The sequence below is a fragment of the Streptomyces sp. NPDC029164 genome, assembly GCF_055563995.1.
This window is the reverse complement of the sequence record NZ_JBVHWW010000015.1, coordinates 18,553-38,944: the sequence shown is the minus strand read 5'-3', so window position 1 is coordinate 38,944 and position 20,392 is coordinate 18,553. Positions and strand designations below refer to the sequence as shown.

The following is a 20,392-nucleotide window of genomic DNA, read 5'->3' as shown; positions in this document are numbered from 1 at the left end:
CGCGAGCTCAGTGGTGACCACCCTGCGCCTCGAGGCGCTTGTACGAGGCCTCGATCTCGGCCTCGGCCTCGGTGCGGCCGACCCAGTTCGCGCCCTCGACCGACTTGCCCGGCTCCAGGTCCTTGTAGACCTCGAAGAAGTGCTGGATCTCCAGGCGGTCGAACTCGGAGACGTGGTGGATGTCGCGCAGGTGCTCGACACGCGGGTCCGAGGCCGGCACGCAGAGCAGCTTGTCGTCGCCGCCCGCCTCGTCCGTCATGCGGAACATGCCGATGGCGCGGCACTTGATCAGGCAGCCGGGGAAGGTCGGCTCGTCCAGGATGACCAGCGCGTCCAGCGGGTCGCCGTCCTCGCCGAGGGTGTTCTCGACGAAGCCGTAGTCGGCCGGGTAGCTGGTCGAGGTGAAGAGGCGACGGTCCAGACGGATCCGGCCGGTCTCGTGGTCCACCTCGTACTTGTTCCGCGAACCCTTGGGGATCTCGATGGTGACGTCGAACTCCACGTCCTGCTCCTCCATGATCAGCTTCATTGCTTCGAGACTGCGTTTGATTCACCTGCGTGCGCGACCGCCCCGCTCCAGCCGGGTGGGGTGCCATGCTCGCGGCAAGACGCAGTGGTTAAGTGTCCCTCACGCATATGTGTGATCGCGAAAGGGGCTGGTCCGAGGTGCCATTGGTCAAGTCGTGGCAGCTCATCGCGGGTGCGGCCGTCGCCGGCCTCGCCCTGTCGGTGGCAGCGGTGGCCGCCGCCGGTCCGTGGGACTCCGGCCAGCGTAAGGCCGAGCGGGACAGGGCCGCCTCCTGGGGCCTTACGGGTGGCGCAGATCACGGCCGCGGGCCCGGCTCCGGGCTGCTGCCGGAGGCCGCGCCCAGCGCCCCCGGGGTGCTCGGCGCGATCGGCCCCGGCATCCCGCAGGGGCAGGCGGCCGCCCCCGCCGCGTCCGGGAAGCTCGCCGCCGCCCTCAAGCCGCTGCTCGCCGACCCCGCGCTCGGCACCGTCCGTACCGCCTCCGTCGTCGACACCGCCACCGGGCAGGTGCTCTACGAGTCCGGGGCGCGGGACGCCATGACCCCCGCCTCCACCGTCAAGATCGTCACCGCCGCCGCCGCGCTGGCCGTGCTCGGGCCCGAGCACCGGATCAGGACCACCGTCGTGCCCGGCGCGGCCCCCGGACAGATCGTCCTGGTCGGCGGCGGCGACCCCTCCCTCACCGCGAAGAAGAAGAGCCCCGCCGGATCCGGCGGCAGCCTCGTCGCGCTCGCCGCCGACACCGCGCAGGCGCTCAAGGCCGCCGGAACCGACACCGTGACCCTCGGCTACGACGACAGCCTCTACACCGGCCCCGCCCGCCACCCGATCGGCGTCAACCCCAACATCGCTCTCGTGACCGCCCTGACGGCCGACGAGGGCCGCCCCGACGACTCGACCTCCGGGCCCGTGGACCGGGCCGAGGACCCGTCCAGGGACGCCGCCCGCGCCTTCAGGACGCTGCTCACCGAGCGCGGCATCAAGGTCACCGGCGAGCCCGCCAAGACGAAGGCCGCCGCTGCCGGTACGGCCCAGTCCGCCCAGCCGCTCGCCACCACCCTGTCCACCCCGGTGGCCGGGCTCGTCGAGCGGATGCTGACCAACAGCGACAACGACATCGCCGAGGCCCTCGCCCGCCAGACCGCCCTCGCCTCCGGGCAGCCCGCCAGCTTCGAGGGCGCCGAGAAGGCCGTCGCCGCCAGGCTCGCCGCCCTCGGGGTCGACACCGCGGGCTCCCGCTTCGCCGACGGCAGCGGCCTGAACCGCGCCGACAAGGTCAGCGCCGGCCTGCTGACCGGCCTCCTCGCCAAGGCCGCCGACCCGCAGCGCCCGGAGCTGCGGCCGGTCCTGACCGGACTGCCCGTCGCCGGCTTCACCGGGACCCTGCGCGGCCGCAACGCGGGCACCTCACCGGCCGCCGGCCTGCTCCGCGCCAAGACCGGCACCCTGACCGGCGTGAACTCCCTCTCCGGGACCGTCGTCGACTCCTCCGGCCGCCTGCTCGCCTTCGCCTTCCTGACCGCGAACAGCCCCGGCCCCGAGGGCGCGGAGAAGGCCCTCGACAAGCTGGCCGCAGCCGTCGCGGCCACGTCGTAGGTCCGTCCGGGCCGGGCCTGAGGGGGTCCGCAGGGCGCCCCGCCCACGTACGGTTGACGCATGACGAGCATCAGTGGTGCGGAGATGGTCGACTGGAACCTCGCGGTCGCGACCGCGACCCGCTTGGTGCGTCCCGGGCCGGAGGTCACCCGGGACGAGGCACGGGCGGTCGTCGCGGAGCTGCGCGGGCACGCCAGGATCTCGGAACGGCACGTGCGCGAGTTCACCAGGATGATCCCGGAAGGGTCCGCCGTCCCCGACACCCCCGTCCTGGTCGTCGACCGGGCCGGCTGGGTCAAGGCCAACGTCGCCGGGTTCCGCGAGCTGCTCCAGCCGCTCCTCGGCAAGATGCAGGAGCGCCGCGCGGGCGCCCCCGGCGGAGCCGTGCTCGGCGCGGTCGGCGGCAAGGTCACCGGCGTCGAGCTGGGCATGCTGCTGAGCTTCCTGGCCTCCAGGGTCCTCGGCCAGTACGAGACCTTCGCCCCGGCCTCGCGCGACCTGCCGGCCTCGGCCGGTGGCGGCCGGCTGCTGCTCGTCGCCCCCAACATCGTGCACGTCGAGCGCGAGCTGGAGGTGAACCCGCACGACTTCCGGCTGTGGGTCTGCCTGCACGAGGAGACGCACCGTACACAGTTCACGGCCGTCCCGTGGCTGCGGGAGCACCTCGAAGGCGAAATCCAGACGTTCCTGGGCGCCACCGAGGTGGACCCGGCGACCGTGCTGGAGCGCATCCGGGAGGCCGCCCAGTCCTTCGCGGGAGCCCGCCCCGACGCCGAGCACGGCGACGAGGGCCGCTCCCTCGTCGAGCTCGTGCAGACCCCCGAGCAGCGCGAGATCCTGGCCCGGCTCACCGCCGTCATGTCCCTCCTGGAGGGCCACGCCGACTTCGTCATGGACGGCGTCGGCCCGCAGGTGGTGCCCTCGGTCGCCGAGATCCGCGAGAAGTTCCAGCAGCGCAGGGCCAGCGGGGCCGGCCGCCTCGACTCCGCCCTGCGCAAGCTCCTCGGCCTCGACGCCAAGCTGCGCCAGTACCGCGACGGCGAGCGCTTCGTGCGCGCCGTCGTCGGCCAGGTCGGCATGGACGGCTTCAATCGGGTCTGGACCTCCCCGAACACCTTGCCGACGAAGGCCGAGATCGCCAAGCCCGCCGAGTGGGTGGCCCGAGTCCACCGCAAGGGGAGCGAAGGAAGCGAATGAGGTGACTGAAGGGGCTCAGGCCTGTCCGGCACGTGTAGGGGCGGCTTCACTCGCCCCACACGTGCCGGGCAGGCCTAAACCTGTCTCACTGGGGGAAGCAGCGTCACCCGTCCGAGGGACCGTGGGCCGTGGAAGGGCGTGCGATGCTCGGGGAACGGCTCGGTTCTGTCACCATCGACGCACTCTGAGTGACATCCCTGAGTGACAGCCCCCGCCCGGCGGGGGTACCGGGCACCACCCCCAGCGCACCACACCCCCAACGCCTCCGAGGCATCCGAACTCCATCGAAGGGCACCGGACATGGGTCCCCATCCTGCGGTCGCGGCGATACGCCTGGCGGTCCGCCGCGTACTCCACGACGTCCTCACCGATCTCCCCGATCTCACCGACACCCCCGCCGACCCTCGCACCGCAGCGGGCACCCGGCCACTCGTCCTCGTCGCGTGCTCCGGCGGCGCCGACTCCATGGCGCTCGCCTCGGCCCTCGCCTTCGAGGCCCCCAAACTCGGAATCCGGGCCGGCGGCATCACCGTCGACCACGGGCTCCAGGCCGGCTCCGACCTGCGCGCCGCCGAGGTCGTCACCCGCATGACCGCACTCCGCCTCGACCCGGTGGAGTCCGTCGCCGTGCGCGTCGGCCGGGACGGCGGACCCGAGGCCGCCGCCCGCGACGCCCGCTACGGGGCCCTGGACGAGGCCGCAGACCGCCTCGGGGCCGCCGCCGTGCTCCTGGGCCACACTCGGGACGATCAAGCCGAAACCGTCCTGCTGGGCCTCGCCCGCGGCTCCGGGATCCGCTCGCTGTCCGGCATGCCCGAGGTCTCGGGCGGTCCCGGTGTCTCGGGCCGCAGCCACCGCTACCGCCGCCCCTTCCTCCAGGTCGACCGGCAGACCGCCCGCAAGGCCTGCATGGTCCAGTCCCTCGCCGTCTGGGACGACCCGCACAACATCGACCCCGCCTACACCCGCTCCCGGCTGCGCCACGAGGGACTGCCCGCCCTGGAGAAGGCGCTGGGCAAGGGGGTCGTCGAGGCACTGGCCCGCACCGCCCAGCTCTCCCGCGACGACGCCGACGCGCTCGACGCCTGGGCCGCCGAGGCCGAGACCGGCGTCCGGGACGCGGACGGCCGCCTGGAGTGCGCCAAGCTGTACGCCCTGCCCCCGGCCGTCCGCCGCCGGGTGCTGCGCAGGGCCGTGGTCGCCGCCGGCTCTCCCGCGGGTTCCCTCTTCGCCCGCCACATCGAGGAAGTCGACCGGCTCATCACCGGATGGCGCGGCCAGGGTGCCATCAACCTGCCCGGCCGGGTCGAGGCCCAGCGGCAGGGTGGCAGACTTGTCATCCGGCAGGGCTGATTGGTGCTGAAACACGGCTGAGTCCTCCGGGGACACCCCCGGAGCCCCGGCCGACAACGAAAGTGATGCGGGTGGACGAGAAGGACATGGGCAACGACCTCCAGTCGGTGCTCATCACCAAGGAAGAGATCGACGCGAAGCTGGCCGAGCTGGCCGCGAAGATCGACGCGGAGTACGCGGGCAAGGACCTGCTCATCGTCGGTGTGCTCAAGGGTGCCGTGATGGTGATGGCGGACCTGGCGCGCGCCTTGTCCACCCCGCTCACCATGGACTGGATGGCGGTGTCCTCGTACGGCGCCGGGACCCAGTCCTCGGGTGTGGTCCGGATCCTCAAGGACCTGGACACCGACATCAAGGACAAGCACGTCCTGATCGTCGAGGACATCATCGACTCCGGTCTGACGCTCTCCTGGCTGCTGTCGAACCTGGGCTCCCGCCAGCCGGCCTCCCTGGAGGTCGTCACGCTGCTGCGCAAGCCCGAGGCCGCGAAGGTCGCGATCGACGTGAAGTGGGTCGGCTTCGACATCCCCAACGAGTTCGTGGTGGGCTACGGCCTCGACTACGCGGAGAAGTACCGCAACCTGCCGTTCGTCGGCACGCTCGCCCCGCACGTCTACGGCGGCTGATCCCGCTCCCGGCCGCTCCCGGTCTCCGGGGCCTCGCGGGAAAGCACCGCGGGCTCCGGGGAACCTGTGGGCGATTCCCGCCGTTGGAGCAGGGGAAGGCGGGTCTGTCAGCCGTCCCACGGGGCCGCGGGTGACAATACAGGGGTACATTCCGAAGAACAGTCTTTACTCACAGCAGCATTTACCTACGGGCAGGAGGGACGGGGTGCCTGGCACCCCGTATGGATGGACGTGAAGCGATACTTCCGTGGGCCGGTCATGTGGATCGTGCTGGCCGTCCTCGCCGTGGTCGTGTTGATGAATGTCGTCGGCTCCGGCGGCGGCTACAAGTCGGTGGACACCAGCGAGGTCATCAAGGCGATCAACACTGGCCAGGTGGAGACAGCGAAGCTGACCACCGGCGACAGCCAGATGATCAAGATCGAGCTGCGCGACGGCCAGAAGCTCGGCAAGCATGACGGCACCAAGTTCCAGGCCAACTACATCGGGGATCAGGGCGTCCAGCTCGCCCAGAGCCTCCAGACCAAGTACGACGCCGGTCAGATCCCGGACGGGTACTCCGTCACTCCGGACAAGACCAGCCCGTTCCTGAGCGTTCTCCTCTCGCTCCTGCCCTTCGTCCTCATCGTCGTTGTCTTCCTGTTCCTGATGAACCAGATGCAGGGCGGCGGCTCCCGGGTCATGAACTTCGGGAAGTCCAAGGCCAAGCTCATCACCAAGGACACCCCGAAGACGACGTTCGCCGATGTCGCGGGCTCGGACGAGGCCGTCGAGGAACTCCACGAGATCAAGGAGTTCCTCCAGGAGCCGGCGAAGTTCCAGGCCGTCGGCGCCAAGATCCCCAAGGGCGTGCTGCTGTACGGCCCGCCCGGCACCGGAAAGACCCTGCTCGCGCGCGCCGTCGCGGGCGAGGCCGGTGTCCCCTTCTACTCGATCTCCGGATCCGACTTCGTCGAGATGTTCGTCGGTGTCGGTGCCTCGCGTGTCCGTGACCTGTTCGAGCAGGCCAAGGCCAACGCCCCGGCGATCGTCTTCGTCGACGAGATCGACGCCGTCGGCCGGCACCGCGGTGCGGGTCTCGGCGGCGGTCACGACGAGCGCGAGCAGACCCTCAACCAGCTGCTGGTCGAGATGGACGGCTTCGACGTGAAGGGCGGCGTCATCCTGATCGCCGCCACGAACCGTCCCGACATCCTCGACCCGGCACTGCTGCGCCCCGGCCGTTTCGACCGGCAGATCGCGGTCGACCGTCCGGACATGCAGGGCCGTCTGGAGATCCTCAAGGTCCACCAGAAGGGCAAGCCGGTCGCCCCGGACGTCGACCTGGGCGCCGTCGCCCGCCGTACGCCCGGCTTCACCGGTGCCGATCTCTCCAACGTCCTGAACGAGGCCGCGCTGCTCACGGCCCGCTCGGACAAGAAGCTGATCGACAACCACTCGCTGGACGAGGCGATCGACCGCGTCGTGGCGGGCCCGCAGAAGCGGACCCGGATCATGTCGGACCGGGAAAAGAAGATCACCGCGTACCACGAGGGCGGACACGCCCTGGTCGCGGCGGCCTCCCCGAACTCCGACCCGGTCCACAAGATCACGATCCTGTCCCGCGGCCGGGCCCTGGGCTACACCATGGTCCTGCCCGACGAGGACAAGTACTCGACCACGCGCAACGAGATGCTCGACCAGCTGGCGTACATGCTGGGCGGGCGCGCGGCCGAGGAGCTGGTCTTCCACGACCCGACCACGGGCGCGGCGAACGACATCGAGAAGGCCACCGCCACGGCGCGGGCCATGGTCACGCAGTACGGCATGACCGAGCGTCTCGGTGCGATCAAGTTCGGCGGCGACAACACCGAGCCGTTCCTGGGCCGCGAGATGTCGCACCCGCGGGACTACTCGGAAGAGGTCGCGGCGCTGGTCGACGAAGAGGTCAAGAAGCTCATCGAGACCGCGCACAACGAGGCCTGGGAGATCCTCGTCGAGAACCGTGACGTCCTCGACAACCTGGTCCTCGCGCTGCTGGAGAAGGAGACGCTGAACAAGGAGCAGATCGCCGAGATCTTCTCGACGATCGTGAAGCGTCCGGCCCGCCCCGCGTGGACCGGCTCCTCCCGCCGCACCCCCTCCACCCGTCCGCCGGTGCTCTCTCCCAAGGAGCTCCAGCTGACGAACTCGGCGAACGGCACCTCGGCGACGACCGCCGTTTCGCCGGTCTCGACGGAGAAGGGCATCGAGGTGGCCCCCGAGGACCGCCCTGAGGCCTGATCCACCCGGAATGGAAGCCGCGCCCCCCAGGTTCTCGCCTGGGGGGCGCGGCACTTTCATCTGGTCATACTTGGGTGGCCGCGAGCGCTGTGCACACAGGAACGAGGAAGAGATGACCGACCCAGTGACCCTGACCGGCGACGAGGGCACGATCGGCGAGTTCGACGAGAAGCGTGCCGAGGCGGCGATTCGCGAGCTCCTGATCGCGGTCGGCGAGGACCCGGACCGGGAGGGTCTCCTGGAGACCCCGGCGCGCGTGGCGCGGTCGTACCGGGAGATATTCGCCGGCCTGTACCAGCGGCCCGAAGAGGTCCTGACCACGACGTTCGACCTGGGCCACGACGAGATGGTCCTCGTGAAGGACATCGAGGTCATGTCGAGCTGTGAACACCACCTGGTGCCCTTCCACGGTGTCGCGCACGTCGGCTACATCCCGTCCACCGACGGCAAGATCACCGGCCTGTCGAAGCTGGCCCGCCTGGTGGACGTGTTCGCCCGCCGCCCCCAGGTGCAGGAGCGCCTGACCACACAGATCGCGGACTCCCTGATGGAGATCCTGGAGCCGCGCGGCGTCATCGTGGTCATCGAGTGCGAGCACATGTGCATGACCATGCGCGGCGTCCGCAAGCCCGGCGCGAAGACCATCACCTCGGCGGTCCGCGGCCAGCTCCGCGACCCCGCCACCCGCAACGAGGCCATGAGCCTGATCATGGCCCGCTGAGCGAGCCGATGCCCCTGGCCCGCGAGGATCGCCCGGACGGCGCCTGGGCACGGGCCGGGACCTGGGCACGGGCCGGGACCTGGGCACGGGCCGGGATCTAGGCGCGGGCCGGGGCCTCCGGGGTGGTGTCGTCGTCCTCCGGGAGCTTGAGTACGTGCTCCAGGAAGAGGGCGGCGGCGATGACGGCCACCCCCGCCAGGACCGAGGCGCCGGCGTACCAGGCCTGGTCGCGGCGGGCGGGGATGTCCAGGGAGTCGGTCAGCAGGAAGACGCCCACCCCGCCGTACATGCCGGCCACCAGCGCCGCCACGAGCGCGCTGGCCTGGCCGAAGACCACCGCGCGGGCCGCCATCAGCGGTTCCACGCCCTTGGCTCCCGGCCGGCGCTCGCGCTGGGCCTTGAGCCGGGCGCGCAGGGACAGGGCCGTGGCCAGCAGCACGGCCGCGATGACGCCCAGAACGATCGGTGCGGCCAGCGGAACGCCCGGCAGGGTGCCGTAGGCGTTCCACAGCCGGGCACCCGCCCAGGACAGGATCCCGGCGACCACGAAGATGCCCGCCAGGACCGCCGGCCTCAGTTGCTTCACTTGCCCGTTCCCCGCTTTCCGCGCTGATCCGTCAGGCAGTCCACAGGGTAACGACTACTCCGGGAGGTGGAGTTCCAGGTCCGGGCGCGGCGTGACGCCGCTCAGGCCGGTTTCGGCCAGGAGCGCGGCGACCGGGCCGCGGCCCGGGATCTGGGCCTCCGGGTCGATGTCGTGCCAGGGGGCCAGCACGAAGGCGCGCTGGTGGGCGCGCGGGTGCGGCAGGGTGAGGACGGGGTCGTCGGAGACCCGGTCGGCGTACGCGACGATGTCCACGTCGATCGTGCGGGGCCCCCAGCGCTCCTCGCGGACGCGGTCGAAGGCCTCCTCGATGGCGTGGCCGCGCTCCAGGAGCGAGGACGGGGGCAGCGTGGTCTTCACGGCGACGACCGCGTTGAGGTACGAGGGCTGCGAGCCGGGCTCGACGCCCCACGGCTCGGTCTCGTAGACGGGGGAGACGGCCTTGACCCGAAGGCCCGGGGTGTCGCCGAGGGCGTCGATGGCGCCCTGGAGGGTCTCCAGCCGGTTGCCGAGGTTCGCGCCGAGCGCGATGACGGCCCATTTCGGGTTGGACAGGGTGACGTCCGCGGCGTCGACCGTCTCCACGACGGAGGCCGGTACCGGCTGGACGGTGGGGTCGCTCTGTGCGTTCAGTCCGTTGTTCATGCGCGGCTCCGGGTGATCGTGATGGTCACGTCGTCGAAGGGGACGGTGATGGGCGCGTCCGGCTTGTGGACGACGACCTCCACCTGCGCCACCGCTTCGTGCTTGAGGCACTGCTGGGCGATCCGCTCGGCGAGGGTCTCGATCAGGTCCACGGGCTCGCCCTGGACCACGTCGACGACTTCCTCCGCGACTACCCCGTAATGCACGGTCTTCGCCAGGTCGTCTCCGGCCGCCGCGGGGCGGGTGTCGAGATGCAGCACCAGGTCGACGATGAAGGTCTGGCCTTCCTCGCGCTCCCGGGGGAAGACGCCGTGGTGCCCGCGAGCCTTGAGGCCGCGCAGCGCGACACGATCCACGCGAATCACTCCTGCTTTCGTAGTGCTTCCGGTCCCGGGGCTCCCCGGGGCCATGGGCCTACGCCGAGTGCGGTCGGCGTCGTCCGTCTTCGAATTTACCTGCGAAATACTCCGGGTCCCGCCGTAGGGGTCAGGAGGCGTCGTCCTCGTCCTCGTCCTCGGACTCCGTGAGGACGGGAGAACCGTGGTGGGACCAGAGGCGCCAGCCCTCGGATGTGCGTCGGAACACATTCGTGGCGACGACGAGCTGGCCGACGAGCGGGCCGAGCTCCCCGCCGTCCTCGGCGGGTCCGCCGCTGAGGATGTTCTCCGTGCACGTCACCAGGGCGGTGTCGCCTATCACGGCCACCTTGGTGTCGGTGAGGAAGAACTGGATGTAGTCCGTGTGGGACATGATCAGGGCGTAGGAGCGGAGCACCTCGCCGCGGCCGGAGAGCACGGGCCAGCCCGGGTGCACGCAGGAGATCTCGTCCTCCAGCCAGAGCGCCGACAGAGCGTCGAAGTCCCCCCGCTCCATTGCCTCGTAGAAGGCCGTATTGACCTCTTCGACCGCTTCGATGTCGGTTCTGCTCACAGTGCTCCTTGTCGGTCGTTGAGGATCAGAGTGCCCCTTCCACGGCGCGGGCCACCCGAACCGCGTCCGCGGTCGCCCTCACCTCGTGGACCCGTACGGCCCAGGCGCCCTGGTGGGCGGCGATGGCCGAGACGGCGGCCGTCGCCGCGTCGCGCTCGCGGGCGGGCGGCGGGGCCGCGTCCCGCGCGCCGGCCAGGACCCGGCCGAGGAAACGCTTCCTCGACGCGGCGACCAGCAGCGGGAAGCCCAGTGCGCGCAGTTCGGGCAGGTGGGCGACCAGGGCCAGGTCGTGCTCGGCGTTCTTGGCGAAGCCGAGGCCCGGGTCGACGACGAGCCGCTCGGGGGCGATCCCGCCGGCCACGACGGCGTCGATCCGGTCCCGGAGCTCGGCGGTGACCTCGGCGAGCACGTCCTCGTAGACGGCGAGGCTGTTCATGCCGGCGCTGAAGCCGCGCCAGTGCATCACCACGAAGGGCACCTCGGCGGCGGCGACGGCCGGGATCATGCCGGGGTCGGCGAGTCCGCCGCTGACGTCGTTGACGAGTACGGCGCCCGCGGCGACGGCCTGGGCGGCGACGGCCGCGCGCATGGTGTCGACGGAGACGGTGACGCCCTCGGAGGCGAGGCCGCGCACCACGGGGACGACCCGGCGCAGCTCCTCGTCCTCGTCGACGCGGGAGGCGCCGGGCCGGGTGGACTCGCCGCCGACGTCGACGAGGTCGGCGCCCTGCTTGACGAGGTCGAGTCCGCGCTTGACGGCCGCGGTGGTGTCGAACCAGCGGCCGCCGTCGGAGAAGGAGTCGGGCGTGACGTTGACGACGCCCATGACCGCGCAGCGGTCCCACTCCGGCAGACCTGTGACCCGGCCCCTGCCGATGGCTCCGCGCTTCGTGTTCATAGGTCCAAGGGTAGGGCTGACCTGGATACGGCAGGGGCCCCGGCGGTCTGGCGGCCGCCGGGGCCCCTGGGGGCGTACGGGGCCGCTACGCCGCCTGAACCTCGCGTTCCGTCTGCTTCGGGACGGCCGTCATGTGGTTGTGCGTGCAGGTGCGGACCGGCTTGGGGCGGCGGCGGCTCGCGAAGAGGCGCGGCAGGGCCAGCGTCACGAAGCCCTCGGCCTGCATCGCGGCGAAGCCGATGCGGGGCAGGTCACGGGTGGTGCGGAAGACGACGAAGCGGGGCTCCCAGCGGGGGCGGAACTTCGCGTTGAACTTGTACAGCGACTCGATCTGGAACCAGCGGGACAGGAAGACCAGCAGGCCCCGCCACATCCGCAGGACCGGGCCGGCGCCGATCTTCTCGCCGCGGGCGAGGGCCGAGCGGAACATCGCGAAGTTCAGCGAGACCTTCTCGATCTTCAGACCGGGGGCGGCCTCCAGGGAGGCGACGATCAGCAGCTCGTTCATGCCGGGGTCGGCGGCGCGGTCGCGGCGCATCAGCTCCAGCGACATGCCGTCCTTGCCCCACGGGACGAAGTGCAGGACGGCCTTGAGGTCGCCGAAGGGGCTGGTGTCGTCCTCCTCGACGCGGTGCGCGGTGGCGATGAAGCAGTCGCCGTCGCCCGGGTCGCCGACCCGGCCCAGTGCCATCGAGAAGCCGCGCTCGGTGTCGGTGCCGCGCCAGGCCTCGGCGGCGCCGCGCACCTGCTCCAGCTCCGCTTCGGTGAGCTCGCTGACCCGGCGGACCTTGGTGGTGTAGCCGTTGCGCTCGATGCGCTTCACCATCTGGCGGACATTGCGCATGGCGCGGCCCGAGAGGGAGAAGTCTTTGACATCGACAATCGCCTCGTCACCCAGCTCCAGGGCGTCCAGGCCGGTCTCGCGGGTCCAGACCTCGCCGCCGGTCTCGCTGCAGCCCATCACGGCCGGGGTCCAGGAGTGGGCCTTGGCCTCGTCCATGAACCGCTCGATGGCGCCGGGCCAGGCCTCGACGTCGCCGATGGGGTCGCCGGAGGCGAGCATCACGCCGGAGACGACGCGGTAGGTGACGGCGGCCTTGCCGCTGGGGGAGAAGACGACGGCCTTGTCGCGGCGGAGCGCGAAGTGGCCGAGCGAGTCGCGGCCGCCGTGCTTGGCGAGCAGCTCGCGCAGCTTGCCCTCGTCGTCGGCGGTGAGCCGGGCGGCCGGGTGCTCGGGGCGGAAGGCCAGGTACATGGTGGTGAGCGCGGTCAGCATGCCGAGCGCGCCGAGGGAGTAGCCGACGGTCCAGGAGACCTGGCCGGCGTAGTCGACGGGGCCCTCGAAGCCGAAGAGCCCGACGACCACGTGCTTGACCTGCTCGTACAGGCCCGGGTTGCCTACGACCTTGTTCGGGTGGACGTTGACGATGAGCAGGCCGAGCCCGATGGAGCCGGCGCTCATCAGCACGAAGTTCGCGAGTGCCTTCCAGCGGCTGCGCGGGTCGGGCAGTGCCTTGAATTCACCCTGGTGGCGCAGCAGCAACGCGAAGAGCACCGCCGCGATGACCACGCCGGGGATCGAGTGCCGGTACAGGAACTGCGCCGCCGCGCCGGCCGGCAGCAGGACGACCGCCGCCCGCCAGGCCCGGCGCTTGCGGCGCTTGAGGCCGTGCGCGAGCAGCAGGAGCAGGACGCCCGCGCTGATGGCGAGGGCGGCCGCGAACGGGCCGAAGACCGGCAGCACCTCCGCCACGGCGTGGATCCTGCTGTGCCGGAAGCGCGGGAAGACTCCTGCCGCGATGTCCAGAAGGCCGACGATCATGACGGCCGTACCTACCAGGCCGGGCACCGACTCCGGCTGTGGGCCTCGGAGGATTCGGCGGACCCTGCTCGGAACCTGTCCCGACTTATCGCCATCTATCCTGCTAGACATCGCTTCCCGTTGCTCCGCGAGAGATCATGTGGCCGAAGGCCGCGACAGCCTCCGGTGTTGTGGTGCGTCCCTTAGGACGACATCGACGAGGAGCGGGTTCACTCTTTCGTCGGAAAAATCTGTCCTGCCACCAGAAAGTCGACTGACTGCTCATGGGTCTCACGAGTACTACGGTTCTGGCGTTGGCCATCCTGGCCGGTGTGCTGCTGTTCGCGGCCACGGTCTGGCTGTGGCCGAAGCTGTCGGGCCGCACCTGGCGCGCCGTCGCCGGCCGGATCGGGCTCCTGCTGGCGACGCAGCTGGCGCTGTTCTCGGCAGTGGGTCTCGCGGCCAACAAGTCGTTCCTCTTCTACGGTTCCTGGGCCGACCTGTTCGGCCAGGAGACGTCCATGGGCAAGGTCGTCGACCACTCGATGAGCAGCGACGACATCAAGGTCGTCGACAAGCAGAAGCTGGACGTCCCCGGTGGCGCCAAGCCCCAGGTCGGCGGTCAGATCCTGAAGGTTGCCATAACCGGGCAGAAGTCGAAGATAACGAGTCCCGGCTACGTCTGGCTCCCGCCGGAATACTTCCAGCCGCAGCACAAGGACCAGAACTTCCCCGCCTCCATCGTCCTGACGGGCTACCCGGGCACCGCCGAGAACCTGATCAAAGGGCTCGACTACCCGATGAAGGCCTTCAGCCTGTCCAAGTCGGGCAAGATGAAGCCGATGATCCTGGTCATGCTGCGCCCGACCATCGCGCCGCCGCGTGACACCGAGTGCGTCGACATACCCGGCGGCCCGCAGACCGAGACCTTCTTCGGCGAGGACCTCCCGCAGGCCATCACGAACACCTTCCGGGTCGGCAAGAAGCCCCAGAACATGGGCTTCATCGGCAACTCCACGGGCGGCTACTGCGCCCTGAAGATCGCCGCGCACTACCCGCAGACGTTCGGCGCCGCCGCCGGTCTGTCCGCGTACTACGACGCCCCGGACGACCCGACGACCGGCGACCTGTTCCACGGGGACGAGAAGCTGAAGAAGCGCGCGGACGTGCTGCACAGCATCGGGAACAAGAAGCCGAGCGGTACGTCCTTCCTCGTGACGAGCAGTGAGAAGGGCGAGCCGAACCTCGGCGACACCAAGAAGTTCATCAAGAAGGTGCAGGGCCCGGACCGGGTCTCCTCGATCATCCTCGACAGCGGTGGCCACAACTTCAACACGTGGCGCCGCGAGATCCCGCCGATGCTGGTGTGGATGAGCGGGCGCATCCAGGCCTGAGGCCGTGGACGCGTGCACGACGGAAGGGCCCGGCTCGGAAGAGCCGGGCCCTTCCGCGTTCCGCGCTACGCCTCCTGCAACTGGGCCCGGCGCAGCGCCCGGTGCACGCCCTCCGGGGTCAGTACGCCGACCAGGGCGCCGGAGTCCGGGTCCGTGACACCGATCCGGCCCGAGTCCTCCTGCAGCAGGGCCGCGAGCGCCTCGCGCAGCGTCGCGCCCAGCTCCACGGCCGCCGCCGGGGCCTTGCCCTCGGCGGCCGCCAGGTCGGCCGCCTCGACCGCGGTGACCGCGAGCCGCTTCAGGCCGCGGTCGGAGCCGACGAAGGAGGCCACGTACGGGGTGGCCGGCGAGCCGAGGACCGCCGCGGGGCGGGCGAACTGCTCGATGGTGCCCGTCCCGTAGACGGCTATGCGGTCGCCGAGCCGGATGGCCTCCTCCAGGTCGTGCGTGACCAGCAGGATCGTCTTGCGCACCGTCTTCTGCAGGGTCAGGAACTCGTTCTGCAGCCGTTCGCGCACCACGGGGTCCACCGCGCCGAAGGGCTCGTCCATCAGCAGCACCGGCGGATCGGCGGCGAGCGCGCGCGCCACGCCGACGCGCTGGCGCTGCCCGCCGGACAGCTGCTCCGGGTACCGGCCCCCGTACACGGCCGGATCCAGCCCCACCAGTTCGAGCAGCTCGGCCGCCCGGGCGCGGGCCCTGGCCTTCGGGGTGCCGATCAGCTGCGGCACGGTCGCCGTGTTCTCCAGCACCGTCTTGTGCGGGAACAGCCCGACCTGCTGGATGACGTACCCGATGCGGCGGCGCAGCTCGACCGGGTCGGCGGCCGCGATGTCCTCGCCGCCGAGCAGGATCCGGCCGGAGGTCGGGTCGATCAGCCGGTTGACCATCTTCATCGTGGTCGTCTTGCCGCAGCCGGACGGTCCCACGAGCGTGACCAGCTCCCCCTCCGCCACCTCGAAGGACAGGTCCTCGACGGCTGTCGTCCCGTCGGGGTAGCGCTTGGTCACATGCTCGAATCGGATCACAGGCCCCATCCTTCCGCACCGGCAGTACGGATATGTGAAGGGCGTGTTGCTCCGGTGCGAAGGATTCCGGCCATTGAGGGTGGTGCGGGTTATGGTCGCTCGTGGATGTGATCGGGAAGCGTGTGTTCGATGACGGGGGGTGGGGTGCATGGCGGGGCGGAACTGCCTGGTGGCCAATGACTGGATCTGCTGGGACTACGTCACCTCCCGCTCCCAGGAGCTCAGGGACGCCACCCTCGAACACCTCTGGATCACGGGCGTGTCCGTCCTGATCGGCATAGCCGTGTCCGTGCCGCTCGCCCTGCTGGCCCGCCGCAGCCGCCGCTGGGCGGCGCCCGTGCTGGCCCTCACCACGCTGCTCTACACGATCCCCTCGCTGGCCATGTTCTCCCTGCTGCTGCCGGTCTTCGGGCTTTCGGCGGCGCTGGTGGTCACCGGGCTGGTGCTGTATTCGCTGACGATCCTGGTGCGCAACGTGCTGGCCGGCCTGGAGGCCGTGCCCGAGGAGGTACGGGAAGCCGCGCGCGGCATGGGGTACGGCCCGGGCCGGCTGCTGTGGCAGGTCGAACTTCCGCTGGCGCTGCCCGCGCTGCTCGCCGGCGTACGGATCGCCACGGTCTCGACGGTCGCGCTGACCACCGTCGGCTCCATCGTCGGCAAGGGGGGCCTGGGCAACCTCATCGCCCCGGCGGTGAACAGCTCCTTCAAGGCCCAGGTGCTGACCGCCTCGGTGCTGTGCGTACTGCTCGCGCTCGTGGCGGACCTGCTGCTGCTGGGCGTACAGCGGCTGCTCACGCCGTGGACCCGGGCCGGAGCCCGGCCGGCGGCTTCGGGGAAGGGGGCCTGAGCCGTGGGAGTACTGGGAGAGACCTGGGACTGGCTGGTGAACGGCGCCAACTGGTCGGGGGAAAACGGCGTCTGGCACCGGCTCGGCGAGCACGTCTACGTGAGCGGGGTCGCGCTGGCGATCGCCTGCGCGCTGGCGCTGCCGGTCGGCCTGTACCTCGGCCACCTCGGCAAGGGCGGCGCCCTCGCGATCAACGTCTCCAACGTCGGCCGGGCCGTTCCGGTCTTCGCGGTGCTGGCGCTGTTCATGGTCTCCCCGCTGCGCAACGCCGGCTATGTGCCGACGATCGCCGCCCTGGTGCTGTTCGCCCTCCCGCCGCTGCTGACGAACGCCTACGTCGGCGTGCGCGAGGTGGACCGCTCGGTGGTGGAGGCCGCCCGGGGCATGGGCATGTCCGGCGGCCAGCTCTTCCTGCGCGTCGAACTCCCGCTCGCGCGCGGACTGGTGATGACCGGGCTGCGCTCGGGAGCGGTGCAGGTCATCGCCACGGCCACGATCGCCGCCATGGTCGGCCAGGGCGGCCTCGGCCGGATCATCACCGCCGGCTTCAACACGTACAACACCCCCCAGGTCGTCGCGGGCGCCCTGCTGGTGGCGGCGCTCGCCCTGCTGGTCGAGGGCGCGCTGGTGGCGGCGGACCGGCTGTTGCCGCGGGCCGCGGGCCACCGCTGATTCCTGTCCATCGCCTCGAAACGGAGTAACTCCATGACCAAGACCACGCGCGTCCTCGGCGGGTCCCTGGGCGCCCTGGCCCTGACGGTGTCGCTGGCCGCGTGCGGCGGCGACAGCCTGGAGAAGAGCAAGGACGGCGGTTCGTCCGCCCCGGCCGCGGAGGGCAAGGGCAGCCTGGTGATCGGCGCCGCCGGGTTCACCGAGTCGAACGTGCTGGCCGAGCTGTACGCGCAGGTCCTCAAGGACGCGGGCTACGGCACGTCCGTCAAGACGGTCAACAACCGCGAGCTGTACGAGCCCTCGCTGGAGAAGGGCGAGATCGACGTCGTCCCGGAGTACGCGGCCACGCTCGCGGAGTTCCTCAACGCCAAGGTGAACGGTCCGAAGGCGCCCGAGGAGAAGCCGGTGGCGTCGAGCGACGTCGCGGCGACCGTGGCGGCCCTGGAGAAGCTCGCGGCCCCGCTGGGGCTGAAGGCGCTGCCCGCGGGCGAGGCCGTCGACCAGAACGCATTCGCGGTGACCAAGGAATTCGCCCAGAAGAACAACCTGAAGACGCTTTCCGATCTTGGCAAGTCCGGACTGAAGGTGAAGATCGCGGCGGGCGACGAATGCTCCGTACGGCCCTTCTGCGCCCCGGGGTTGACGAAGACATACGGAATTCAGGTTTCCGGTATTGACCCGAAGGGCGTCGGCACCCCGCAGGCCAAGCAGGCCGTCAAGGACGGCGCCGACCAGCTCGTGCTGACCACGACCACGGACGCCACGCTCGACAGCTTCGGCCTGGTCCTGCTGGAGGACGACAAGAAGCTCCAGAACGCCGACAACGTGCTCCCGGTGGTCAACGCCAAGGACGCCGGCGCCCCCGAGGTCGCGGCCGCCCTCGACAAGCTGACCAAGGTCCTCACGACGGCCGATCTGGTCGACCTGAACCGGAAGGTGGACGCGGAGCGCGCCAAGCCGGCGGACGTCGCGAAGGCCTACCTGGACACCAAGGGCCTTCTCAAGAAGTAGAAGTCACGGGGGTTGATGGAGGAATGTGGAGTACCTGCCCGGGAAGAGCGGCAAGAGATTGCCGGGCGGGTATCCCGCTGGACCCCCACGCCCTGTAAATTTCGGGCCATGCCCCGTGGACGCCACCGCAATCCCGAACCCCTGCACCGGCTGCTCACGCCGACGACCGTCGCAGGTGTGTCCGTCATCAGTGCCGGAGCGGCCTGGCTGCTCGCGGAACCCCTGACGCTGAGGCTGCTCGTGGCCGTCACCGCGGCCGCCGGGGTGGGCGGCGCCGTCGTGATGCGCGCCTGGGACCGTTCGGCGGGCCGCCGCGTCGCGGAGCTCGCGCGCGAGCGGGTCAAGGACGAGTGGCGGACGGACGAGCGGATAGCCGAGCTCGAATCCGATCTCGAAGAGGCCCGCGTGCTGCGCGGCCGGCTCGACGCCAAGCTGCGCGCCAAGCGGGTCGAACTGGCCGGGCTGCGCGGTGAGCACGCGGCGCTGCTGCGGCGTTACGCGACCGCCGAGACCGAGCGCGCCAGCGCCCTGGAGGGCCGCCGGCTGCTGGCCATCGAGGCCTCCGCCGCTCCGGCCGCCGCGCCGAAGGAACTTCCGGCCGTCTCCGAGGAGCGCACCTCGGCGGGCGCGCCCACCACGGTCGGCTACGCCCGGGCCCACGCGGCCCTGGGGGCGCTGGCCCGCAGGAAGCAGACGCAGGCGGCCCTGCCCGCGGCGGCCCCGGCTCCCGGGCGCTCGCTTCCCGCACCCGCGGTGCCCGCGTCGTCGGTGCCCGCTTCCTCGCTCCCCGCGCGGCGTCCGGCCGCGGCGGTGGCCCCGTACGCGGCCCAGCGGCGTACGGCCTCGCGCGTCGAGGGCGGCTTCGACTTCTTCGGCACCAAGAACGCGGCGCAGGCCCGCGCGGTGATCGAGGCGGTCCAGAACGAGGACCTGGCCGACGTGGTCGGCGCCGAGGCCCTCGCGGTCCACAAGGCGGAGTCCGCCGAGGCCGCCCCGGGTCCGGAGTTCAAGCCGGCGACCGCCGAGACCCGTGCGGTGGGCCAGGTCATCGACCTGACGGCCCACGACGAGACCGAGCCGATCGACGTGGTCCGGCTGCGCACGGCGATCTCGTAGCACCCGCCGTCGTCCCCGGCTCCCGGATTCTGGTTCCCGGCCGGGGCAGGGCCTCAGAACAGCGGGAGCTGTCCGGGGTGTTCGGGCAGCACGAAGCCGTCCAGCGCCGGCGCGGAGGCGCCGAGCACCACCCGGGCCCGGGATCCGGGGCAGGACACCAGGTCGCCGCGTCCGCGCCCGGCAGGGGGGTCGTGGCGGGCGATCCGGCCGGCGGTGACGGCGCAGTCGCGGCCGCAGGAGGGGCAGGCCCGGCGGGGGGAGTGGGACATGGCGCCCAGTCTGCCCTGCCCCGCCGACATCAGCCCTGCCGGGCGGCGAGCCAGACCTCGTGGGCCCGCTGCACCCGCGCCCACAGCGCCGCCCGGTCCGCGGCCGTCAGGTCGTCCAGGTCGCGCCCGAAGACGCTCCCGATGACCTCGAAGAGCTCGTCCGCGTCGGCCAGTTCCCGCTCGCTGGTCCCCTTCGCGGAGTCCAGCCGGGTCAGGACCCGGCCGCGCAGCACGTCCGCGCCCTCCGCGTCACGGCGGAACAGCGCGAAGGTCCGTACGAAGGGCGAGTCCTCGGCGGTCGACAGCCAGGTGTGCATGGCCTCGAAATCGGCCGTCGCCGCCGGCGCGTCCCGGAAGTTCATCCGGGGCATGTGCATGTCGGGGCTGAGGAGGCTCCAGCCCGCGCCCTCGCCCGCGAGCGGCTCCAGCCGCTCCATCCGGTACCGCAGGCCGCCCTGCTCGTACGCGTCCTCGCGCAGCGGCAGCGGCTCGTACGGGCCGTCCCCGATCCCGGCGTCCACCCAGTACGCGGTCCCGTCGACGCGGACGGTCAGGGTGAGGTGCCCGCCGCTGACCTCGCGGGAGGCGGCGTCGCCGCACACGCCGCCGGAGTGCCGGGTCACCTCGTAGCCGAGGGTCTCCAGGAGGAGCGCGAGGCCGCCGTTGAGGTGGTAGCAGTAGCCGCCGCGTCCGGCGGCGAAGCGGCGGGCCGACAGCTCGGGGTCGATGCCGGGCGGCCGGCCGAGCTGGATGTCGATGTTGTCGTAGGCGATGCGCTCCAGGTGCGCGCGCTGGAGCGCGAACAGTCCTTCGGCACTGGGGGCTCCGGGATCGATGACGCCGAGCCGGCGCAGGTAGCCGTCGAATATGTCAGAGATCATCCGGTCAGCGTAG

21 protein-coding genes are annotated in these 20,392 nt (G+C 71.2%); 11 read left to right on the top strand and 10 right to left on the bottom strand.

Features of this window, described 5'->3' with window-relative positions; translation table 11 throughout:
- Nucleotides 1–7: 7 nt before the first annotated feature.
- Nucleotides 8–502, bottom strand: coding sequence for an inorganic diphosphatase (locus tag ACZ4VT_RS16335; protein ID WP_008742522.1), 495 nt, complete (start codon nt 500–502; stop codon nt 8–10).
- A gap of 134 nt (nt 503–636) precedes the next feature.
- Between ACZ4VT_RS16335 and dacB the strand changes: the two genes are divergently transcribed.
- The 6 genes from dacB to folE all read left to right on the top strand — a co-directional run bounded on the left by dacB (nt 637) and on the right by folE (nt 8,283).
- Nucleotides 637–2,124, top strand: coding sequence for a D-alanyl-D-alanine carboxypeptidase/D-alanyl-D-alanine endopeptidase (dacB, locus tag ACZ4VT_RS16330; protein WP_467950144.1), 1,488 nt, complete (start codon nt 637–639; stop codon nt 2,122–2,124).
- A 60-nt stretch (nt 2,125–2,184) separates the two neighbouring features.
- Entirely contained in the window at nt 2,185–3,321 is a 1,137-nt protein-coding gene (locus ACZ4VT_RS16325) for a zinc-dependent metalloprotease (RefSeq protein WP_467950141.1), read from the top strand.
- 300 nt (nt 3,322–3,621) lie between these two features.
- Entirely contained in the window at nt 3,622–4,674 is a 1,053-nt protein-coding gene (gene tilS, locus ACZ4VT_RS16320) for a tRNA lysidine(34) synthetase TilS (RefSeq protein WP_467950137.1), read from the top strand.
- A 65-nt stretch (nt 4,675–4,739) separates the two neighbouring features.
- Nucleotides 4,740–5,300, top strand: a complete 561-nt coding sequence (gene hpt / locus ACZ4VT_RS16315; protein ID WP_030010907.1) for a hypoxanthine phosphoribosyltransferase — start codon at nt 4,740–4,742, stop codon at nt 5,298–5,300.
- Nucleotides 5,301–5,525: 225 nt separating this feature from the next.
- On the top strand, nt 5,526–7,562 hold the full coding sequence (gene ftsH, locus ACZ4VT_RS16310) for an ATP-dependent zinc metalloprotease FtsH (protein ID WP_376619280.1): 2,037 nt from the start codon (nt 5,526–5,528) through the stop codon (nt 7,560–7,562).
- A gap of 112 nt (nt 7,563–7,674) precedes the next feature.
- Complete coding sequence (folE, locus tag ACZ4VT_RS16305; protein ID WP_467950132.1) at nt 7,675–8,283, top strand: GTP cyclohydrolase I FolE; 609 nt, start codon at nt 7,675–7,677, stop codon at nt 8,281–8,283.
- Nucleotides 8,284–8,380: 97 nt separating this feature from the next.
- On the opposite strand, the gene ACZ4VT_RS16300 is transcribed toward folE, so the two are convergent.
- The 6 genes from ACZ4VT_RS16300 to ACZ4VT_RS16275 form a co-directional block, all read right to left on the bottom strand.
- Complete coding sequence (locus ACZ4VT_RS16300) at nt 8,381–8,869, bottom strand: DUF3180 domain-containing protein (RefSeq protein WP_467950130.1); 489 nt, start codon at nt 8,867–8,869, stop codon at nt 8,381–8,383.
- A 54-nt stretch (nt 8,870–8,923) separates the two neighbouring features.
- On the bottom strand, nt 8,924–9,532 hold the full coding sequence (folK, locus tag ACZ4VT_RS16295; RefSeq protein WP_351587399.1) for a 2-amino-4-hydroxy-6-hydroxymethyldihydropteridine diphosphokinase: 609 nt from the start codon (nt 9,530–9,532) through the stop codon (nt 8,924–8,926).
- Nucleotides 9,529–9,888, bottom strand: a complete 360-nt coding sequence (gene folB, locus ACZ4VT_RS16290) for a dihydroneopterin aldolase (protein ID WP_030010912.1) — start codon at nt 9,886–9,888, stop codon at nt 9,529–9,531. Before folB ends, folK begins: the two co-directional genes overlap by 4 nt.
- Before the next feature lie 130 nt (nt 9,889–10,018).
- Complete coding sequence (locus tag ACZ4VT_RS16285) at nt 10,019–10,405, bottom strand: nuclear transport factor 2 family protein (protein WP_051837907.1); 387 nt, start codon at nt 10,403–10,405, stop codon at nt 10,019–10,021.
- A gap of 82 nt (nt 10,406–10,487) precedes the next feature.
- The gene (folP, locus tag ACZ4VT_RS16280) at nt 10,488–11,360 is read right to left on the bottom strand and encodes a dihydropteroate synthase (protein ID WP_467950127.1); all 873 of its coding nucleotides are present in this window, start codon (nt 11,358–11,360) and stop codon (nt 10,488–10,490) included.
- Between the two features lie 85 nt (nt 11,361–11,445).
- A complete protein-coding gene (locus ACZ4VT_RS16275) occupies nt 11,446–13,293 on the bottom strand; it encodes a phosphatidylglycerol lysyltransferase domain-containing protein (protein ID WP_467950125.1) in 1,848 nt (615 codons plus the stop codon).
- A gap of 152 nt (nt 13,294–13,445) precedes the next feature.
- Between ACZ4VT_RS16275 and ACZ4VT_RS16270 the strand changes: the two genes are divergently transcribed.
- Nucleotides 13,446–14,555: an alpha/beta hydrolase gene (locus ACZ4VT_RS16270; RefSeq protein ID WP_467950124.1), complete on the top strand. Its 1,110-nt coding sequence runs from the start codon at nt 13,446–13,448 to the stop codon at nt 14,553–14,555.
- Between the two features lie 65 nt (nt 14,556–14,620).
- Here ACZ4VT_RS16270 and ACZ4VT_RS16265 read toward each other — a convergent pair whose 3' ends face one another.
- The gene (locus ACZ4VT_RS16265) at nt 14,621–15,583 is read right to left on the bottom strand and encodes an ABC transporter ATP-binding protein (protein WP_467950122.1); all 963 of its coding nucleotides are present in this window, start codon (nt 15,581–15,583) and stop codon (nt 14,621–14,623) included.
- A 148-nt stretch (nt 15,584–15,731) separates the two neighbouring features.
- On the opposite strand from ACZ4VT_RS16265, the gene ACZ4VT_RS16260 reads away from it, so the two are divergent.
- The 4 genes from ACZ4VT_RS16260 (at nt 15,732) to ACZ4VT_RS16245 (ending at nt 19,229) form a co-directional block, all read left to right on the top strand.
- Nucleotides 15,732–16,430 (top strand): ABC transporter permease, encoded by a 699-nt coding sequence (locus ACZ4VT_RS16260; protein ID WP_467950120.1) that lies wholly within the window; start codon nt 15,732–15,734, stop codon nt 16,428–16,430.
- A 3-nt stretch (nt 16,431–16,433) separates the two neighbouring features.
- Nucleotides 16,434–17,102 carry an ABC transporter permease gene (locus ACZ4VT_RS16255; protein ID WP_467950119.1) on the top strand — a complete coding sequence of 223 codons (669 nt, stop codon included), beginning with the start codon at nt 16,434–16,436 and terminating at the stop codon, nt 17,100–17,102.
- Nucleotides 17,103–17,135: 33 nt separating this feature from the next.
- Entirely contained in the window at nt 17,136–18,113 is a 978-nt protein-coding gene (locus ACZ4VT_RS16250; protein WP_467950117.1) for an ABC transporter substrate-binding protein, read from the top strand.
- A gap of 108 nt (nt 18,114–18,221) precedes the next feature.
- A complete protein-coding gene (locus tag ACZ4VT_RS16245; protein ID WP_467950116.1) occupies nt 18,222–19,229 on the top strand; it encodes a hypothetical protein in 1,008 nt (335 codons plus the stop codon).
- A gap of 53 nt (nt 19,230–19,282) precedes the next feature.
- On the opposite strand, the gene ACZ4VT_RS16240 is transcribed toward ACZ4VT_RS16245, so the two are convergent.
- Nucleotides 19,283–19,498, bottom strand: coding sequence for a hypothetical protein (locus ACZ4VT_RS16240; RefSeq protein ID WP_467950114.1), 216 nt, complete (start codon nt 19,496–19,498; stop codon nt 19,283–19,285).
- A 29-nt stretch (nt 19,499–19,527) separates the two neighbouring features.
- Nucleotides 19,528–20,379, bottom strand: a complete 852-nt coding sequence (locus ACZ4VT_RS16235) for an arylamine N-acetyltransferase family protein (protein ID WP_467950112.1) — start codon at nt 20,377–20,379, stop codon at nt 19,528–19,530.
- Nucleotides 20,380–20,392 lie beyond the last annotated feature (13 nt).

What these genes read in the sequence shown, in the direction of transcription:
- ACZ4VT_RS16325 (WP_467950141.1), top strand. Translation starts at nt 2,185, where the DNA reads ATGACGAGCATCAGTGGTGCGGAGATGGTCGACTGGAACCTCGCGGTC.
- ACZ4VT_RS16245 (WP_467950116.1), top strand. Translation starts at nt 18,222, where the DNA reads ATGCCCCGTGGACGCCACCGCAATCCCGAACCCCTGCACCGGCTGCTC.
- ACZ4VT_RS16250 (WP_467950117.1), top strand. Translation starts at nt 17,136, where the DNA reads ATGACCAAGACCACGCGCGTCCTCGGCGGGTCCCTGGGCGCCCTGGCC.
- dacB (WP_467950144.1), top strand. Translation starts at nt 637, where the DNA reads ATGTGTGATCGCGAAAGGGGCTGGTCCGAGGTGCCATTGGTCAAGTCG.
- folE (WP_467950132.1), top strand. Translation starts at nt 7,675, where the DNA reads ATGACCGACCCAGTGACCCTGACCGGCGACGAGGGCACGATCGGCGAG.
- folP (WP_467950127.1), bottom strand. Translation starts at nt 11,360, where the DNA reads ATGAACACGAAGCGCGGAGCCATCGGCAGGGGCCGGGTCACAGGTCTG.
- hpt (WP_030010907.1), top strand. Translation starts at nt 4,740, where the DNA reads ATGCGGGTGGACGAGAAGGACATGGGCAACGACCTCCAGTCGGTGCTC.
- folK (WP_351587399.1), bottom strand. Translation starts at nt 9,532, where the DNA reads ATGAACAACGGACTGAACGCACAGAGCGACCCCACCGTCCAGCCGGTA.
- ftsH (WP_376619280.1), top strand. Translation starts at nt 5,526, where the DNA reads ATGGACGTGAAGCGATACTTCCGTGGGCCGGTCATGTGGATCGTGCTG.
- ACZ4VT_RS16285 (WP_051837907.1), bottom strand. Translation starts at nt 10,405, where the DNA reads ATGGAGCGGGGGGACTTCGACGCTCTGTCGGCGCTCTGGCTGGAGGAC.
- ACZ4VT_RS16270 (WP_467950124.1), top strand. Translation starts at nt 13,446, where the DNA reads ATGGGTCTCACGAGTACTACGGTTCTGGCGTTGGCCATCCTGGCCGGT.
- ACZ4VT_RS16235 (WP_467950112.1), bottom strand. Translation starts at nt 20,379, where the DNA reads ATGATCTCTGACATATTCGACGGCTACCTGCGCCGGCTCGGCGTCATC.
- ACZ4VT_RS16275 (WP_467950125.1), bottom strand. Translation starts at nt 13,293, where the DNA reads ATGTCTAGCAGGATAGATGGCGATAAGTCGGGACAGGTTCCGAGCAGG.
- tilS (WP_467950137.1), top strand. Translation starts at nt 3,622, where the DNA reads ATGGGTCCCCATCCTGCGGTCGCGGCGATACGCCTGGCGGTCCGCCGC.
- ACZ4VT_RS16240 (WP_467950114.1), bottom strand. Translation starts at nt 19,498, where the DNA reads ATGTCCCACTCCCCCCGCCGGGCCTGCCCCTCCTGCGGCCGCGACTGC.
- ACZ4VT_RS16260 (WP_467950120.1), top strand. Translation starts at nt 15,732, where the DNA reads ATGGCGGGGCGGAACTGCCTGGTGGCCAATGACTGGATCTGCTGGGAC.